17 protein-coding genes, 1 tRNA gene and 2 pseudogenes are annotated in these 17,548 nt (G+C 60.1%); 12 read left to right on the top strand and 8 right to left on the bottom strand.

The annotated features are described in order from the left end of the window. Positions 1-554 precede the first annotated feature (554 nt). From ACE10W_RS34670 to ACE10W_RS34655, 4 genes are all read left to right on the top strand, one after another. Complete coding sequence (locus tag ACE10W_RS34670; protein ID WP_060910511.1) at positions 555-989, top strand: phasin; 435 nt, start codon at positions 555-557, stop codon at positions 987-989. Positions 990-1,253: 264 nt separating this feature from the next. After that, a tRNA-His gene (locus tag ACE10W_RS34665) sits at positions 1,254-1,330 on the top strand. Between the two features lie 84 nt (positions 1,331-1,414). Next, positions 1,415-1,789, top strand: coding sequence for a hypothetical protein (locus ACE10W_RS34660; protein WP_304548363.1), 375 nt, complete (start codon positions 1,415-1,417; stop codon positions 1,787-1,789). Positions 1,790-1,848: 59 nt separating this feature from the next. Next, on the top strand, positions 1,849-2,055 hold the full coding sequence (locus ACE10W_RS34655) for a hypothetical protein (protein WP_304548361.1): 207 nt from the start codon (positions 1,849-1,851) through the stop codon (positions 2,053-2,055). 145 nt (positions 2,056-2,200) lie between these two features. Here the strand turns inward: ACE10W_RS34655 and ACE10W_RS34650 are convergent, their stop codons facing one another. Both ACE10W_RS34650 and ACE10W_RS34645 read right to left on the bottom strand, forming a co-directional pair. After that, positions 2,201-2,794: a tetratricopeptide repeat protein gene (locus tag ACE10W_RS34650; protein WP_304548360.1), complete on the bottom strand. Its 594-nt coding sequence runs from the start codon at positions 2,792-2,794 to the stop codon at positions 2,201-2,203. Between the two features lie 210 nt (positions 2,795-3,004). Next, complete coding sequence (locus ACE10W_RS34645; RefSeq protein ID WP_304548358.1) at positions 3,005-3,175, bottom strand: RNA polymerase sigma factor region1.1 domain-containing protein; 171 nt, start codon at positions 3,173-3,175, stop codon at positions 3,005-3,007. A 223-nt stretch (positions 3,176-3,398) separates the two neighbouring features. Here ACE10W_RS34645 and istA point away from each other — a divergent pair. Together istA and istB are read left to right on the top strand one after the other, a co-directional pair. Then, positions 3,399-4,889: pseudogene (istA, locus tag ACE10W_RS34640) on the top strand (IS21 family transposase); the annotation flags it as partial. Between the two features lie 8 nt (positions 4,890-4,897). Further along, on the top strand, positions 4,898-5,761 hold the full coding sequence (istB, locus tag ACE10W_RS34635; protein WP_039183785.1) for an IS21-like element helper ATPase IstB: 864 nt from the start codon (positions 4,898-4,900) through the stop codon (positions 5,759-5,761). 1,885 nt (positions 5,762-7,646) lie between these two features. On the opposite strand, the gene ACE10W_RS34630 is transcribed toward istB, so the two are convergent. Then, on the bottom strand, positions 7,647-8,711 hold the full coding sequence (locus ACE10W_RS34630) for an IS110-like element ISBj4 family transposase (protein ID WP_370204754.1): 1,065 nt from the start codon (positions 8,709-8,711) through the stop codon (positions 7,647-7,649). A gap of 775 nt (positions 8,712-9,486) precedes the next feature. Here ACE10W_RS34630 and ACE10W_RS34625 point away from each other — a divergent pair. Continuing rightward, positions 9,487-10,212: a hypothetical protein gene (locus ACE10W_RS34625; RefSeq protein ID WP_304548355.1), complete on the top strand. Its 726-nt coding sequence runs from the start codon at positions 9,487-9,489 to the stop codon at positions 10,210-10,212. A gap of 345 nt (positions 10,213-10,557) precedes the next feature. After that, positions 10,558-10,995, top strand: a complete 438-nt coding sequence (locus tag ACE10W_RS34620; RefSeq protein WP_304548353.1) for a hypothetical protein — start codon at positions 10,558-10,560, stop codon at positions 10,993-10,995. 224 nt (positions 10,996-11,219) lie between these two features. Here the strand turns inward: ACE10W_RS34620 and ACE10W_RS34615 are convergent, their stop codons facing one another. Together ACE10W_RS34615 and ACE10W_RS34610 are read right to left on the bottom strand one after the other, a co-directional pair. After that, a complete protein-coding gene (locus ACE10W_RS34615) occupies positions 11,220-12,077 on the bottom strand; it encodes an IS3 family transposase (RefSeq protein WP_304548351.1) in 858 nt (285 codons plus the stop codon). Then, positions 12,074-12,475, bottom strand: a complete 402-nt coding sequence (locus ACE10W_RS34610; RefSeq protein WP_014493360.1) for a helix-turn-helix domain-containing protein — start codon at positions 12,473-12,475, stop codon at positions 12,074-12,076. Before ACE10W_RS34610 ends, ACE10W_RS34615 begins: the two co-directional genes overlap by 4 nt. 76 nt (positions 12,476-12,551) lie before the next feature. Between ACE10W_RS34610 and ACE10W_RS34605 the strand changes: the two are divergent. After that, positions 12,552-12,752 (top strand): annotated as a pseudogene (locus tag ACE10W_RS34605) (thiaminase II); the annotation flags it as partial. 805 nt (positions 12,753-13,557) lie between these two features. Here the strand turns inward: ACE10W_RS34605 and ACE10W_RS34600 are convergent. Further along, entirely contained in the window at positions 13,558-13,716 is a 159-nt protein-coding gene (locus tag ACE10W_RS34600; protein ID WP_122975533.1) for a hypothetical protein, read from the bottom strand. Between the two features lie 197 nt (positions 13,717-13,913). On the opposite strand from ACE10W_RS34600, the gene ACE10W_RS34595 reads away from it, so the two are divergent. Beyond that, positions 13,914-14,165 (top strand): hypothetical protein, encoded by a 252-nt coding sequence (locus tag ACE10W_RS34595; protein WP_028172829.1) that lies wholly within the window; start codon positions 13,914-13,916, stop codon positions 14,163-14,165. Between the two features lie 28 nt (positions 14,166-14,193). Here ACE10W_RS34595 and ACE10W_RS34590 read toward each other — a convergent pair whose 3' ends face one another. Next, positions 14,194-14,478, bottom strand: a complete 285-nt coding sequence (locus ACE10W_RS34590) for a hypothetical protein (RefSeq protein WP_060910574.1) — start codon at positions 14,476-14,478, stop codon at positions 14,194-14,196. A 192-nt stretch (positions 14,479-14,670) separates the two neighbouring features. Between ACE10W_RS34590 and tenA the strand changes: the two genes are divergently transcribed. Next, entirely contained in the window at positions 14,671-15,345 is a 675-nt protein-coding gene (gene tenA, locus ACE10W_RS34585) for a thiaminase II (RefSeq protein ID WP_304548339.1), read from the top strand. A gap of 128 nt (positions 15,346-15,473) precedes the next feature. Here the strand turns inward: tenA and ACE10W_RS34580 are convergent, their stop codons facing one another. Continuing rightward, positions 15,474-16,418 (bottom strand): AEC family transporter, encoded by a 945-nt coding sequence (locus ACE10W_RS34580; RefSeq protein WP_304548338.1) that lies wholly within the window; start codon positions 16,416-16,418, stop codon positions 15,474-15,476. 484 nt (positions 16,419-16,902) lie between these two features. On the opposite strand from ACE10W_RS34580, the gene ACE10W_RS34575 reads away from it, so the two are divergent. Continuing rightward, positions 16,903-17,256, top strand: a complete 354-nt coding sequence (locus ACE10W_RS34575; protein ID WP_028172833.1) for a hypothetical protein — start codon at positions 16,903-16,905, stop codon at positions 17,254-17,256. Positions 17,257-17,548 lie beyond the last annotated feature (292 nt).

The following is a 17,548-nucleotide window of genomic DNA, read 5'->3' as shown; positions in this document are numbered from 1 at the left end:
GGCCGCCCCCGCAAGCCGCGCGGCCGCTGCATCCGCAGGATTCGCGCGCCGCGGGCCCGGTAGACTAGCGCGGCATCACAGCTGCCCATCCTCCCCTGGAGGGGGAGGATGGGTTCGCTTGGCGCGAAGCGGCATGCGAACCCAGGTGGGGTGACAGTCTCTCCGCATTTCGCACTGCCCGAGTGGAGAGATCACCCCACCCCGCCCGCGCTGCGCGCGATCGACCCACGAGCGAGCTACGCTCGTCTCGGACCCTCCAGGGGAGGGTAAGCAGCCCGACCGCGCGGTCTTGGAATTCAACATCGTGGTACCGCAACCACGGGTTCCCATACCCCGGAACCTCATCCTCCCCGCGATTAAATTTTCTCTGCGCCCCCTGGATCGCGTTGCGCTGCACAATGTTGACATGTTACCCAGTGATACTGCTGGGCGTTGGACGAGCCATCTTTTTCGTTACGCGTATCCAGTCTTCGTATCCGCCACAGAGGGCCCCGGTTGGCCGGCGGGCGCGCCAGAAGGCTCACTCCATTTTCCAAGACCGTGAGGGACCAACAATGACAGGTGCGACTGATCCGTTTTCTGCCTCGATCATTCCGTTCGAGGTGCCCGAGCAGATGCGTGCGTTCGCCGAAAAGGGCGTTTCGCAGGCCCGCGAGAGCTACGCCAAGTTCAAGGACGCGGCCGAAAGCCATAACGGCACCATCGAGGCCGTGTTCTCCTCCGCCAGCAAGGGCGCGAACGAGTACACCGCCAAGCTGATGGAGTTCATGAAGGCCAACACCACCGCCCATCTGGACTTCACCCAGGAGCTGCTCGGCGTGAAGTCGCCGTCGGATGCGTTCGCGCTGTGGAGCAGCCATGGCAAAAAGCAGCTCGAGACCTTCCAGGCCCAGGCCAAGGAGCTCGCCGAGATCGCCCAGCGCGCCGCCACCGCCGCCGCCGAGCCGATCAAGGCCAGCGCCTCGAAGCTCTACCCGCCCGCCGCCTGAGCGACGGGGCCGGTTTGATCAGGGCCTGATCCGGACCCGAAGGGTCGCGCGCGAAGTGCACAGCGGTCTTCCGATAAGATCATGCCCAAATAATAAGAAACCCGGGCCCACGCCCGGGTTTTCCTTTGGAAATAACGTCGTTTGAGGGTGGATTCCGCCCGTTTGCGGCCTTGCCAAAAACGGCCGTTGCACCTAGTTTCCGCCCCGTCCAGCCCCCTCGGTACCGGCCCTCTCAGGGCGCCCCAAGGCGCGGCTCGCAAGGATGCAGTTGTAGCTCAGTTGGTTAGAGCGCCTGTCTGTGGAACAGGAGGTCGGTGGTTCGAGCCCACCCAACTGTACCACCGTTGCGGATAACTCCGCATTCTCAGCATCTTATTGATAGACCTGACGTATTTGCGCCGCCTAAAATACAAAAGGCGCTACAAATGGCATTGCGTATGGTCGGTTTGAATCGAGCTTCTGACGGTCGATGGTTTGCTCGCAAAGGTATCCCCGAGGACGTTCGCGAGGATTACCAAAGGCTCTACGGGACCAAGCGTGAAGCTCATCTCAAACTCCCGGCCGACACCCCCAAATACGAAGCTAAGGCCCGTCTTGGAGAGTGGGAAGCAGAGGTCGAAACGCGCATTGCCACCCTGCGGGCCCAAAGGAACGGCGAGGGCCAGCCACTTACAAGGCTGAACGCAATCGCGCTCGCGGGTCGTTGGTACAATTGGTTCGTGAAATTGCACGAGGACGACCCTGGACCGGCGAAGCGCTGGAAGGAAAGACGCCACAGAAGAAAAGCAATGATCCTTTGAAGCCGTCGCGTTCTCGCGCCGACACTGCTCGCGCTCACCTGGGAACATGGGTTCGTGGATTGGGTGTTGATGATCCCGAACTCAGCCCTAACCATGCTTGGCGCCACCTCTTCAAGAGGATCGGTGATGAAATTGGGATGGCGGAGAAAATGAACGACGCCATCACAGGGCACACGCAGGCGACCGAGGGACGGAAATATGGCCCGCCGACTGCGTCGGCCATGGCTGAAGCTCTCAAGAAATTCCCTCGCTACAAGCTGGATTGAACGTGTAAGCCGGACAGGTCGCTGGGCAAGCCAACGTCAACACGCGGCACCAAGGTAAGCCGATGATCGCGCAAGTCGGCTAATCTACGAGAAGCGGACGAGGCCCTAGCAGTCCAGCAAGTCTCGTTTTGACCCGAAGCGGGCTTCAAGTAGCTGCTTTCCCGGAGGGTCTGCTTTTTAAGCGAAACATCAACGCTTGATAGGTTTCGATTTGCTGATCTTGCCGGAACAAGTGTCGGAAGGTCGAAATAGCTTCAAATATGACCTTGGCGGCAAACAACGCTTTGAAGGGTTGATCAGCAATTCTTCTCAGTTGCGCTAGCTTGGCAAGCTTACCGCCGAGGTTCCCGTTTTTAGAGGATCGACCGTACCACACGGCCGCTCTCAACTGGTTCAAGCGCCCATGTTGTGATTGATAGTGCGTTCCAAGCCAAAATTGCGCTTTCCAGTTGCCCTTAGCAGCGAGCTTGCGAAGTTCACGTAGCCCTTCCGGCACGCCGCGAAGCTGAAGGAAGCGGGCTCGATGCAAAACAGCGTTTTCCTGACCGGACGAGGCGGCACAATCAAACCAGTTCCATGCGGTCACGAAATCCGGGTCAACGGAGTCGCCTCGGGCATACTCCCAAGCGAGAGCCAACTGAGCGTCAACGTCGCCGGATGATGCAGCAGCAATCCATTCAGGAATTTTGCTGCGGCGTTTGGTGCGATCATCAGCGCGGCTTGTTAGTGCTAGTCGCATCTTTTTAACCGATGCCTCTATTGTCCGTGCGGAGTGTCACTCATACGACATTAAGGAAACATCACTCTGCGACGGTCAATTGGAAGCGGCGTTCGTCCGCTTCTGGCCCGCAAGCGAAGTCTAGGCAGCGTCCCGGGTGGTCGGCTCATAGGGGTATATCGGAAGCAGCCGAGCGGCACTCCGAAGTGCGGTCATGACCCACTGCGGACCTCAGTCTCCTTCAATCCAAATTCCTGCTTCGCTAAGGGCGTTGAGAATGCGCTCGATGTCTTTGGGATCAAGCACTGCACCCTCACAAAGTTTATTCAGCTCATCGAAGGTAATCCTACCGTCCGGTTTACCGATCTCGATGGCTCGTCCAATGATTTCCGGCACGTTCATGTTCTATCCTTTCAGCGGCCTCTACTATGCGGCGAGAGAGTCGGATTCTCATCCGTCGGGATGGTTTGCGCCGCCGGATTTGGGAGTATCCCGGAACTGAGTGCCGGATTGTCATTCGGCCTGCAATATTGACCCCCTAAGCCGGGGGATCGGCGTCCAAAATTGACCCCCTATAGGTTGGTCTGTTGCGCTGCCTGCTTTGGAATGAAGCAGGTGGTCGAGGATGCTGATCGTGGAGACGATTGCGCGGATTCGGCGCGAGCACTTCATCAAGGGCAAGACGATCAAGGAGATTGCCCGTGACCTGAAGGTGTCGCGGAACACGGTCCGGAAGGTGCTGAGGTCAGGAGAGACCTCCTTCGAGTACGAGCGGCAAGTGCAGCCGCGGCCAAAGCTGGGACGATGGGCAGTAGAGCTCGACGGACTGCTGGCGGCGAACGCGGCCAAACCGGCTCGTGAACAGCTGACGTTAATCCGGATCTTCGAAGAGCTGCGCAGCCGTGGCTATGACGGCGGCTACGATGCGGTGCGGCGTTACGCCAGGCGGTGGAGCAAGGAACGCGGGCAATCGACCGCGGCTGCTTATGTCCCGCTAAGCTTTGCCCCAGGCGAAGCCTACCAGTTCGACTGGAGCCACGAGGTGGTCTTGCTGAGCGGCACCACGGTGATGGTGAAGGCCGCCCATGTCCGGCTCTGTCACAGCCGCATGCTGTTCGTGCGGGCCTATCCGCGGGAGACGCAGGAGATGGTGTTCGACGCCCACGACCGGGCGTTCGCCCTGTTCAAAGGCACCTGCACCCGCGGCATCTACGACAACATGAAGACCGCCGTAGAGACGATCTTCGTCGGTAAAGGGCGTCTCTACAATCGCCGCTTCCTGCAGATGTGCAGCCACTATCTGGTCGATCCGGTCGCCTGCACGCCAGCGTCGGGCTGGGAGAAGGGGCAGGTCGAGAACCAGGTCGGGCTGGTCAGGGAACGCTTCTTCACGCCGCGGCTGCGGTTCAAAAACCTCGACGAGTTAAACGCCTGGCTGCTCGACAAATGCATCGCCTACGCCAAGGTTCATCGCCATCCGGAGCTGGTCGATCAGACGATCTGGGAAGTGTTCGAAGCCGAACGCCCCAAACTCGTTCCCTATGCCGGCCGCTTCGACGGCTTCCATGCGGTGACGGCATCGGTCTCGAAGACCTGCCTGGTGCGCTTCGACAACAACAAGTACTCGGTCGCAGCCAGCGCAGTCGGGCGACCGGTCGAGGTTCAAGCCTATGCCGATCGCATCGTGATCCGTCAGGATGGACGCATCGTTGCCGAGCACCCGCGATCCTTTGGCCGCGGCGATACCGTCTACGACCCCTGGCATTATGTGCCGGTGCTCGCCCGCAAACCCGGCGCCTTGCGCAACGGTGCTCCCTTCAAAGACTGGGTGCTGCCAGCCGCGATCGAGCGGATCCGGCGCAAGCTTGCCAGCACCGACGACGGCAATCGACAGATGGTCGACATCCTCAACGCGGTGCTGACTGACGGTCTGCCCGCGGTGGAAGCGGCCTGTGCCGAAGCGCTCAGTCACAGCGTCCATTCGGCCGATGTCGTTCTCAATATCCTGGCCCGTCAACGTGAACCCGCCCCACCGGCCAACATCATGACGCCGGCCGCACTGACGCTCCGTCATGCACCGATCGCCGATTGTGCCCGCTACGACAACCTCCGGAGGACCATCTGATGGAACGAACCCAAATCTTCGACCTCATGGGCGAACTCAAGCTCTACGGCATGAAGGCTGCCTTCGACGAGATCATGGCAACTGCCGTCAAGCGCCAGCACGAACCTCAGCGCATTGTCGGCGACCTGCTCAACGCCGAGATCAACGAGAAGCAAGCCAGGTCGATCAAATACCAGCTCACCATTGCCAAGCTTCCGCTTGCCAAGGACATCGCCGACTTCCAGTTCGACGGCACGCCGATCAATCAGACACTCGTCAATGATCTTGCTGGCGGCGGCTTCATCGCCCAACAACGCAACGTCGTGCTGGTTGGCGGCACCGGCACAGGCAAAACCCACCTGGCCATTGCCATCGCCAGAAGCTGCATCCGATCCGGTGCCCGCGGCCGCTTCTTCAACGTAGTCGACCTCGTCAATCGCCTCGAGACCGAGACCCGCAACGGACGGCAAGGACGGCTCGCCGAGCATCTGACCCGGATGGACTTCATTGTGCTGGATGAACTCGGCTATTTGCCCTTCGCCCAGTCCGGTGGCCAGCTTCTCTTCCACCTCGTCAGCCGGCTCTATGAGCGCGCCTCCGTCATCGTGACCACCAATCTCGCCTTCGGCGAATGGCCGAGCGTGTTCGGCGACGCCAAAATGACCACCGCGCTGCTCGATCGGTTGACCCATCACTGTGACATCGTCGAGACCGGCAATGACAGCTGGCGCTTCAAAAGCCGCGACGACGATCACGCCACCCGCGCTCGTCTCGTCTCCGCTATCCCGGCCAGCTCCAACGAGCCGAGCGCTACCGTCAAACCGCGGCGCACGAAGGGGTCAAAATTGGACGCCGATGAGGGGTCAAATTTACAGGCCGATTGACAGCCGGATCGCCTAGAGCCGATGCTTGCCCCAAAGCGGACAGGCCGGCTGGTCGCTATAATTTGAACTCTATTCTTCATGCGCGCGAAAGCGTGCCTAACTATTGTGGTTGTAAGGCAAATAAGGCGCTTCGTCCCATCATGTCGAAATGGCTTGTTGTACTCGTCGCTCTTCTCGCGGCTACGGCCTACATCCCGCAGGTCCGCAACAGGATGATCAACTGGCTTAAGACGCACCCTGCGTTCATTGGGCCAGCTCTGACCGTCGTCGGAATAGCGGCAGTCTTGTATTTGTTCATCGATCCTACCACTGTCCTATTCTTGGCGGCTGTTGCAGTCGTCTCCGCTCTCGCCGGATTTTTTGATCCGAAAACGTATTCAAGCCGATGAGACCCTCGTACGAACGGCAGCTCGCGGCCTTTGAAGCTGCATATGGCGAGTTGCTTCTCTCGGCTTTGCAAGAGTGCGCCAAGGGAGAATGGGGTCTCTTCGGCTCATACGAGCGCGTTGGTTTGCGCAACCCGGCAAGGGAGGAGCTACTTGAATTAGGCTCAAAAATTGAGCGCCTTCGCGACAAGTGCGGTATGGAATCCTTCCCGCTTCATGCGCGGTTCCTGCAGATGGGCTCTCGCCTTTCAAACACTCCGGGTGAGCCGAAATTGGCTCAGCGGTGGTTGGACGAGCTGACGTAAGCAACCTCGCGGCTACAATCCTGTGTGGGCCACGGCATCTCTTGGAGTTCTGCTGTTGGCCCTTTGCTGCCCACCAGTTCAAGCGCCGTGAGTTTTTGCCGATATCGATGCCGATCACGGCGATCGCGGTACTGGGTGTCTGGGACATGGCGTGCTCCTTGTCTTGGCGCCCCTGGCCAGCTTATCGCTGGCGGGGCAGGAGCACGGCCGGACCATCCCATTAGCGGAAATTAACGTTGTGCAGTTAAGATGCCGAACATGCAACCCGCATGGCTTCGTCAGCTGCCCTATTTGGTTCACACCAACAGAGAACTCGGCCTAATGCTGAGGGGCACAAAGCCCCTCGCATATTTCATGGATATAGTTGGCGATGAGCCAGACATCTGTATTCGATATTGGCGGCTGTTCGATAGGCATGTTGCTGTAGGCCGACTGATAAGACACGAAGTGATTGAACCATGCCCCGAACTGCCACAGCTCAAATACCGGAGGCTATTCTACGCCTTACCGGGCCACGAGTGGCGGGTTGATGCAATGCTAACGCTTCTGAGCGAGCGCGGAGCTTGGTCCGACAACCGCGAAAGGCGCTTTGGCGAGTTGCTTGGCTACGAGGAGTGGCAGAATGACTATTGGCTGACCCACCGCCGTTCGCTTGCGGACGCTTAGCCGAAGGTCGATTGAACTCGTGTCATGTCGGCTGCCAGGGGCAAACCGGACGACGATCCAACTTGGCGTCCGCCGCTGCTTTTGACCCGATGTATGGTCCGGCCGTGCGTAGCAAGAGATTCGTCGATCAGGTGGTGAGTGGTCTTGCATCAATGTATCCGGCCTTTGATTGGAGCATTTGCTCCGGGCCATCATGGATATCAGCGCGCGTGCGTTCTCATTAGCGGACAGGCCTCGATTGGGCCATTTGGGTCACCAGTGTTCGCATGCGCCGGGAAGACCGAACCTCCATCTCGTCTCATCCTCTCGCAGACCTCGGCTGGAACCTGTTGATGGGGTTACGTCATCGCATGCTCCTCCTACCTCGCAGTTCCTGTGTTCGAGCCAGGGGCCGTTCCTTCGTCCCGGCCCGCAGGACGTGCGTCGCGTCGCGCGCACGGGCGGTCAAGGCCGGCCGTTGCGCTTGGCTTGCGGCTGGCTCCGGCGTTGCCAGGCCGCGCCTTGACCGCGCCGAGCACGGCGCGAGGATCAAGCGGGTCGGACGCCTGCATCGTTGGTCCTTGTCAGCTCGAAGGCGCGTCCTTTAGCCAGCACCGCCCAGGCGATGCGGGCAAGCTTGTTGGCGAGTGCGATCGCCAGCACGTTGTGGTGCAATCGCTTCTTGGCGGCTTCGATCCAGGATCTGAGTCCGTAACGTTCCCAGTTCTTGATCCTGACCAGCACAACCCATGCCGCCTGCACGAACAGAACGCGCAGGTAGCGATTGCCGCGCCGTGAGATTTTGCCGAGGATCGTGCGGTCTCCCGTCGAGATCTGCTTGGGCACCAGTCCGAGCCAGGCGCCGAAGTCACGGCCTTTGGAGAAGACGTCTCCAGTGCCGATCGCGGCCACCATGGCGCTCGAAATGATCGGCCCGATGCCAGGCACCGTCATCAGGCGCGAACATGCCTGATCTTGACGGGCCAGTGCTTCGATCTCGCCGGAGAGGCTATCGATGCGCTGATCCAGCCGACGCCAGTCGCCTGCCAACTCCTCGATGACACGCAACATGCGTGGCGACAGGGCATCGGTGCGCGTCGCAAGGATGGTGGGCAATTCTGTGCGCAGGAAGCCGATACCCTGGCGCACCGCGATCCCGCGTTCGAGCATGAAGGCGCGAATCTGGTTGATGATGCCGGTGCGTTGCGACACCAGGCGCTCGCGCACCCGATGCAGCGCCTGCAGATCCAGTTGCTCTACAGTCTTGGTCGCCACGAACTTCATCGTTGGGCGTTGCACGGCTTCGGCAATCGCTTCGGCATCATTGAAGTCGTTCTTCGGTCCCTTGCTATAGGGGCGGACATATTTGGCCGGCATCAGCCTGGCATCGTGACCAAGCGATGCGAGTTTGCGGCTCAAATGATGTGCGCCGACGCAGGCTTCCATGCCGATCAGGCAAGGCGGTATATTGGCGAGCCGCGCCTCGACCTGGCCACGCGACCACTTTTGCCGCAGCACGATGGCGCCGCGCGTATCGTGGCCCACGACGTGGAACGAGTTTTTTCCGATATCGATGCCGATCACGGCGATCGCAGTACTGGGTGTCTGGGACATGGCGTGCTCCTTGTCTTGGCGCCCCTGGCCAGCTTATCGCTGGCGGGGCAGGAGCACGGCCGGACCATCCCATTAACGGACTTGATCGTGCTATGCTAGCCTTAACGCGTCGATATTGACGTGGTGCAGTCCAGTTCAGAGGTCTCGCTTTGGTGATCGCAACTCGCTTCTTGAAATGCGCGTTCATCCTTGGGCTCTTGACGCCATCTGTCGCTCTGGCAGCCCCTTTCTTCGGCGTGCAATGCACTCATGTGTGGGGATTGGACGCGGTAGTGCAAGTGCAAGCGCCGATTGCTGCCGGCCCGAATGCGATCCAAGACACGAGAAAAAGCTTGATTGACCATTTTGGCGAACCTGCGTCTGAACGACAAATACCCGATGGCGTCGCATTGGCCTGGGTCACTACTGGGGGAAACTCCGTGCCGATAGGGCGGAACGTTAACATTCAAATTGTCCAGGGCACTCTCCACATCACCTGTGGGTCAACTTTCTAAGTCTGGATATCCGCGATGCGGAAAGCGCCATGCAACGAGCATTCTTGATAGTGATGCTGGTCCGCTTCTGGCCCATCGCGTCGATATCGGTAGGTCTGCTTTTGTGCCGCTCTTGGGTGCTAAGCGGACATGATCGATTTGTGAATGCATAGCCCAAAGAGAGGCCGCACGCGGGCTCCCGAGGGAAACCTGTGTGCGGCCATTATCTCACTATGCGGCCTTCATGAGATAGCTTTTCGATCCCCGGCCGACGCCGGGAAGGTAGCTTAAGCCTGATCGATTTGATCGAGGACGGAGAGGCAAGGGAATTTCTGCTAGCCGCCGAAAAGGCTCATCGCGACATGGAGTATGCTCAATGCTTGGCCGATTGCCGCAAAGCGTTCTTCGTAGAATTTGAAACCTTCTACGACACGCAAATGGACCTGAATAATTCGTTCGCCATCTTCGGGAGTCGCGCGCCCTATTATGCTCGCGACAAAGAATACATAAGAAAAAATGTGAGAGACCACTTCAGCTACGTCGTTTTGGATCACGCGCAAATCGACCAAGACCTAACAAAAGAAGGGATCGATCACACGGCATTCTGGAATGTCTGGCGCCTCACACCACAAGTGTATCGGCATAAGAAAGCCGATGCGTGGCGGGTAAAGCATGATCCGCGTCTCTATGGCCCGGACGGTTTCAAGGAGAGGTCAGCCTTCGTTTTGGCCAGCATGACGTCTATTTTGCTGGCGCGGCAAAACACGAAGAGAGCAGCGCGGTATATCGAAGGATCGACTTTCTCCGATGTTAAGCTGAGGGCGGGTGCCAAGTTCTACGAGAAAGCAGACAAGAGCGGCCCTGTGGCCGGTGTTCTTCCCGAGGGGAAAGATCAGGCGTCGATCAGCTACGCGACCCAAGGGCTCAACGATGAAGATTGGTATTGGCGCGCGATGTACGACAACCGTGGAGGAGAGCCTGCAGTCGTCGTCGGCTACGTCTTAGAAGGCGACCTGATCGAGGAGTAGCGGGCAAACAAAGAGGCGTTGACCACCACGCTTGCACCCGACTGACGCTCGCCAACTCCGTGTTGCAAAATACAAAATCCTGCTACAAAACATGCTAATGCGAGCGCAAATTCGCTAGTCTTTTCAATATTGTTGTCGCTGGTTCGTGGTTCCCACCCAACTGTACCAGTCCTCCCGGATCAGTCAGCAGCTTGTTGAATAGATCCGTACTCAAGCTGTTGCAGCCAAGCCACCTTGATCAGAGATTGAACATACCATGTGTCTCAACCGGCTTCTCCGGTTGCGGTTGGGTGCGCTATCGTCTTCCGATTAGGCCGAGGCTCGTCGGTCGCGTCGGGGTGGTGAATGGCTGGTGGAGCTTCGGAGAAAGTGGGGGCCGCAAGCCGTCCGGATAGTGTCATTTGGTACGAGCGTCTGGCTGGTGCGGCGCTCGTCACGGGCTTGGGGTCGGCTGCTGCGAATCCCGCCAGCCTTGCCAAGTACTACAATCTGTATCCGATCGGCTATCCGATCATGTTCGTCTGCTCCATCGCGGGGCAGTCGTTGTGGATTTGGCTGATTGCACGAAAGCGACAGAATTGGGCTCGCTGGATCAGTCTCGTCATGGTCATTATCGGAATTCCGAGCGTCATCATCGATTTCGACGAACGTCTCCGGTTCAACGCTGTCGCGGCAATCCTCTTTCACACCGGATATCTATTGTTGGTGGTCGCCGTGGTGCTGCTCTTTCGTAGCGACGCCCGCGCGTGGTTCTCGCGCGCGCGTGTCGCACCAGACACCTAATCATTGCGCCGGTATCTCGGTGGCGGCCCCTTGGCGGATATCATGGGCGAATCCCCGAACGTGAAGTGCTTGCGGCCGCAAAAGTACTGCTCATGCAGCTGAGTAAGCATTGGTCGAGCCGCGACACAGTCGGAAAAGAATTGTCGTTATCGATTAAGTGCACTGGACTGCACCCCTGAAGTGAGACACGATAATTTCAGTGACAGCGGGGTTGTCACGATGCGTTATCGCGCTTTGTTTTGCGCGAACGCGGCTTCGAACTCAAGGGGCGACTGATATCCGAGCGCCGAGTGCAGGCGCTCTTTGTTGTAGACCTCCGCGATAAAGCTGTTGATGTGGCGGCGGGCGTCGCCCAGATCGGTAAAGGTCCTGCCGTTGACCTGCTCGACCTTGAGCGTTTTCATGAAGCTTTCGGCCTTGGCGTTGTCGAAGGGATTGCCCGGCCTGCTCATGCTGATGGTAATGTCGCGATCGGCCAGTCGCTGGCGATAGGCGATGGACGCGTATTGCACGCCGCGATCGGAGTGATGGATCAGGCTGCCGGGTGCCGGCTTCCGGGCGTCGATGGCTTTCTCCAGTGCAGCGATGGCGAGTGAGGCATCGAGCGTATCTTCAAAAGCCCAGCCGACAGCCTTGCGCGAGAAGGCATCCAGAATGACGGCGAGATAGGCAAAGGTCTTGGCGAGATGGACATAGGTGATGTCGGCGACCCAGATCTGATCGGGTGCGGATGGCACTAGGCCGCGGACCAGATTAGGGATGACGAGAACGCTTGATGGTCGTTCTGCAGGCGGCTTCAGGAACGGCGTCCTGCGCTGTGCGAGCAGATTATCCTGGCGCATAAGCCGCTGAACTTTCTTGGCATTCACCACCATACCTTGGCGCCGGAGAGCCGCGGTCACCCGCCGATAGCCGTAGAAGACGTGCTTGAGGCAGATGCGCTGGATCACGTCGCGCAGCTCGCACTCGGCTGTCTCGCTGCTGCGTTTGGCGAGATGACGGTAATACGTAGCGCGCGGCAGGCCCGCGAGGCGGCATAGTCGCTGCACGTCGACGTTTGGGTCTGTTGCTTGCGAAGTCATCGCTTGGATGACTTCGATGATGCGGATGCGGGTTTGCCTTGCGCTGCCGGCCGCTCCAAGGCGCGCAAGGCTTGCCGAAAAAAATCGAGGTCCATCTGCTGGCGACCCACCAGCCCTTCGAGCTCGGCGATACGCGCTTTGGCGAGCACGAGGGCCGAGCGCTTGTCGTTGTACGTCGCTGGCGGCTTCAGCTTGCGGGGGCCAGGCTTGGGTCCGCGCTTGCGGTTCAACCCGTCTGGCCCATCGGCCTTCCACGCCTTGATCCAGTCGTGGAGAATCTTGCGAGAAATTCCGAGTTCACGGGCTACGGGCAGAACGCCGTCGCCTCTCTCAACCCGCTTGATCGCCTTTATCTTGTAGGCCGTCGGAAACTGACGGTTCTTTCCTTGTCCTGCCACAGGTCATCCTTGAAATGCCTGTCACTGAAATTATCGTGTCTCACTTCAGGGGTGCAGTCCAGCACTGTCACCGTATTCCGACATGCGTGAAGCAGCGGCCGGCCTTTCGGCCATCCTTGATGTCGAGATGAACCTGCATGTGAAGCTCTGCGTCGATTGGGGTCTGTCCCCGACAGACCTTGAACAGACCCCTCCGGCGGCCGAGATGCTGGCCTATACACGCTACGTGCTCGACGCGGGAATGCGCGGCGATCTGCTGGCACTCAAGGTGGCGCTTGAATTACGGTGACAGTGCACGAAACTCCACGAGATCAGGCGACTTCGGTTTAGTGCTGCCGGCGGCCACCGGTCAGTGAGCTTGGCGCCGAGCTCCTTCCTGAGTGAGGTTGACTACGCCTCGATTCTCAGGGACGGGGCTCTCCACTGCTACCAATATCCTCTCAACTGGCTACCGACCTCTCGCCTCTGGCTCCCGCGCAGCGGGCTGGAGCGCAGCGACTTAATTGGAAAATCTGCTTTTGCCATTTCATCGAACGGGACAGCAGTGCTGGCTTGAAGAGCGTCGCCGCCAGTCACATGTGATAAGGATCGGGGATCGTTGGCCCGACACAGTGGCAACGCACCCACCGGCCTCATTGAAGGTCGTGTGCGTCCAAATAAGAGCAAGCACGGGCTGCGTTCGAGCACCGCTCGACGCAGTACCTTTACTCAAATGCAACGGCACGAGCCGTCGAGGGAGACCTTGGCGGCTTTTTGCGTGTGGCCAGATATGCGCAAAGAAAAACGGCCCCTTGGGGAAGGTCGGCCAGCCGAGGTTCTTGCACCTGGGTATGGAGATCGGCCGCGCCTTTCATGCCATTACGGTGACAGTGCACAAGACTCTCGACGCGGGGAGTGCCCCATCCGCAACGCTGCTCAAAGCCAGTTTTGTCCGCGGTCACCGTAGCTCCTCCGTTCGCGATGCGCTATCGGTAGCGAGCCAAGGACGTTCATGGACAAGCAAGCCGGAATTACGGTGACAGTGCACGAAACTGCACGACGTCAGGCGACTTCAGTTTAGTGCAGTGTCACCGTAATTCCGGTCACAGCGCCGCCGCGGTCCGGAAGAAGGCGTCGATCTGGGCATCGCTCCAGCCGTAAGCGGCGCCGATTGCCGCCGTCATTGGATGGCTGCGCTGAAACACCGTGGCGTTGGCATTTGCGGCCGCGACCAGCGCGTCGAGCACATCCCTCGAAAACATGGATTTCCCCCTCTCGAATGCGAAAGGCCGCCCGATAGGGGCGGCCTTTCATTGGACTCCGGGCATAAGGCCCGATCAGGAGTTGTTAACGCACTGCAAAACCGCGCACAGCCTCCGGTTGACACAATCAGCGGTTAGGTGTCAGAATTTTCTCTCGCATTTGGAAAAACATTGACGATTTTGGAAGAACATTGCCGATGTCAAATTGCATTGACCAGAAACAGCAGCATCATTCCGGCGACAGCGATAACGACTGGCGCATTGCCACACTCTTCGTGATCTGCCTGCTCGCCTTCGCCGTCTGCCTCAAACTCGGCGAAAAGCTCTACTCGTCGAACGTCAATCTCAGAATTGCCGAGTGCAGCGCGATTTATTGGAAGGGCCGCGCCGAAGGACGCCCCGAAAACTATTGCGCGCCGGGATGCTGCACGCCGCCGAGCGCCCCCTAGGAGCCTCCTCCCCGTCAATCTTCTCCGGTCACAGCGTCGCGGCGGCCCGAAAGAATGCGTCGATCAGGTCATCGCTCGAGCCATAGGCCGCACCGATCGCCGCCGTCATTGGATGGCTGCGCTGAAACACCGTGGCGCCTGAGAGCAGCATCTCGGCGTTGAATTGCTGATCGGCCGGCATCGCGCTCACGATGGCCATTAGCGGCGCCGGGATGTCGCCCGTCTTGACCGCTGCCAACGCCTCGGCCGTCGTGACGATGTTCGATAGCGCGAGTTGCTGGAAGAACTGGCGGTCCGAAATGTTCTCCGGCACCGGCAGCGGCGAAATCTCGGCCGGATCGCACTACGGTGACGGTGCACAAAACTCTCGACGCGGGGAGCGCCCCATCCGCAACGCTGCTCAAAGCCAGTTTTGTCCGCGGTCACCGTAGCTCCTCGGTTCGCAATGCGCTATCGGTAGCGAGCCAAGGACGTTCATGGACAAGCAAGCCGGGCGAAAAAGATCGTGAGTTTCTTCGAGCGTCTCAAGACAGCAGCATCCGTTGAGTGGCGGGCCTACACCGAGCATCCCTTCACGAACGGATTGGCAGACGGCTCGCTCCCCGAAGCGGCGTTTCGTCACTACCTCGTTCAGGACTACCTGTTCCTCATCGAGTTTGCTCGCGCCTACGCGCTCGCGGTCTACAAGTCGCCCAGACTTGCCGACATGCGTGAAGCCGCGGCCGGCCTTTCGGCCATCCTTGATGTCGAGATGAACCTGCATGTGAAGCTCTGCGCCGATTGGGGTCTGTCCCCGACAGACCTTGAACAGACCCCTCCGGCGGCCGAGATGCTGGCCTATACACGCTACGTGCTCGACGCGGGAATGCGCGGCGATCTGCTGGCGCTCAAGGTGGCGCTTGCCCCCTGCGTGATCGGGTACGCGGAGATCGCCACACGGCTCGCCGCGCGACCCGATGCGGACGCCGCGACGAACGCCTATCGCGTCTGGATCGCCGAGTACGCCGGCGCGCCGTACCAGGAGGTCGCTGCCAAGGCGCGGGCGCACATGGAGCATCTCGCCGATCTCTACGCCACGCCGGCCCGCGAGGCAGAGCTGATTGCGATCTTCAAGGAAGCCACCTCACTCGAGGCAGACTTCTGGGAGATGGCCTGGCGCGCGGGCCAGCGTGCTCAATAGCCCTTTCGGCAGTGAGGCTCATAACCTGAAGGTTATACAATTACGATGACGATGCTCCTCGATCTGTCGGGTCGAGCTTCCGTCACGATGCCTGAAAGCCTAACGGAAACCACGTCTGTCGGCGCGACCTACCTCACCCCCGCCACCCTCATCACCACCACCGGCAACGTCACCGCCGCCAGCAGCGTGCCCAGCGCGACCGCGCCCGACACCGGGTTCACCAGCCGCTGATACTGAACCGCGAAGATGTACGCGTTCGCGCCGGTCGGCATCGCCGCGAACAGCACGACGACGCCGGCCGCGGTCGGCGGCAAGCCGAGCAGTTTTGCCAGCACGAACGCCGCCGCCGGCATCGCTAGCAGCTTGAGGGCGCTCATCACGACGACGCTCAACATCTCGCCCTTCACCTCGAAGCGGAACAGGTTGATGCCGAGCGCGATCAGCGCCGCCGGCGATCCCGCCTGCGCCAGTAGCTCGATGGTCCGGTCGACGACGGGATTGAGGCCGAGGCCGGTGAAGCGCCAGACCACGCCGAAGCCGATCGCCAGCATCAGCGGGTTGCGCGCGAGATCGGCGAGCACGGGCCAGATGATCGTCAGCGCCGAGCCGGTCCGCTTGCGGCTGACGAACTCCATCTGCAGGATGCCGCAGAGCCAGAGCAGCGGCGTGTTCACCGACAGGATCAGCGCCATCGGCCCTGCCGCCTCGTTGCCGAGCGCCGAGAGCGTCAGGGGAATGCCCAGCATCACGATGTTGCCGTAGACCGAGCCGATCGCGAACACGACGCCGTCCTCGCGGTCCTCGCGCCGCGCGCGGAGCAGCACTGAGAGCGCCAGCGCCGCGATCCAGGTGATGGCGAGCGCGCCGTAATAGGCGCCCCACATCCGGTAGGGGCTGACGTCGGGGAATTCCGAGACGACGATGGTGCGGAACAGCAAAGCGGGGATCGCGATGCTGAAGGCGAATTCGGAGATGCCCTTGTGCGCGGTCTCGGTGACGAAGCGAAACAGCACCGCGGCATAGCCTGATGCGATCAGGGCAAACACCGGCGCGACGATCAACACGGTGGCCATGCGCCCCCTCTCTTCACGGGGATATCAGCCGACCACCCCACGCACTCTCGATGATGCCATCATGCCCCTGTTTTGCCCGACGAGTCAAAACCGCTTCGTAAAATCCGCAAGAGGCGATTTCACTGGGCATATCAAGGCCCCGGCTACTGTGCATGGGGTTGTTTTCGCGGTTTTTGTTTTGAGGGCGTCGGGGCCAGCGGTGGAAACCGATCTCGTAAGTCCCGCCAAGGCGTTAGCCGAAGTCCTGCCCCTCCCACCGCCGTCATCCTCCGCGAAAGCGGGAGATCCAGTACGCCGCGGCTCCTCGGGGAACGTCAGGCGTCTCTGGAATACCGGGTCACCCGGTCAAGCCAGGTGACGACAGCGGAGGAGAAGGCCCGCCCTGTTGCCGAGAGCGCACACATCAGGGGTTTCGCCTCCGCCCTCGTTGCCAACGAACGGCGGTTCACCCACACTCGGCCAAGACCAGACATATGGGGGATCGATGCCCGCTTTTCACTTCAGGAAGTCCGCTCTTGCTGCCGCGTCGGGGCTTGCCCTGGCTGTCCTGGTCCATCCCGGCGCCGGCTTCGCCTACACGCAGGAGGAGCAGCAGGCCTGCACGCCGGATGCGATGCGGCTGTGCGGCGAGTTCGTGCCAAACGTCGACGCCATCACCGCCTGCATGATCCAGAAGAAGGCGCAGCTCTCGCCGCAGTGCAAGGTGTTCTTCCGCCAGGGACCCGAGCCGGGTCAGGCCCGCGCCGGCAAGCCGACCAACATCGCGCCCAAGACTGCGAAGAAGAGCACCAAGCCGGCGCCGAAAGTGGCCAGGAAGAAGAAATCCGAAGAAGGCTGAGCGCGGCCGCTGCGTTCCTTCCCTGAAACTCAGGCCCGGGCAAGCGTGCGAAGCGCGGCTCCGCGCTTGGCGGCATCGGCTCCGCGAAAGCTACCGGACTCCTTTTGTTCGCGCGCCTTGCGCGCCTGCTTGCGGAAATTACCGCCACACGCGATCGAAAAGAGTCGCGAGACGGTTTGCGCGGCAAGGTTGCATTCCGGCTTTCCCCTTCTCGCTGCTCAAAAAAAACCAACGATTGCGCGCATCGCAGGCTCTTGATTGCCGTTCGTGTCTTGTCGCGCGCAGCAGTGTG

The organism is Bradyrhizobium sp. B025, assembly GCF_042257955.1.
Classification (GTDB): domain Bacteria; phylum Pseudomonadota; class Alphaproteobacteria; order Rhizobiales; family Xanthobacteraceae; genus Bradyrhizobium; species Bradyrhizobium diazoefficiens.
The sequence above is the reverse complement of the archived record's forward strand: the minus strand, read 5'-3'. Positions and strand labels throughout refer to the sequence as shown.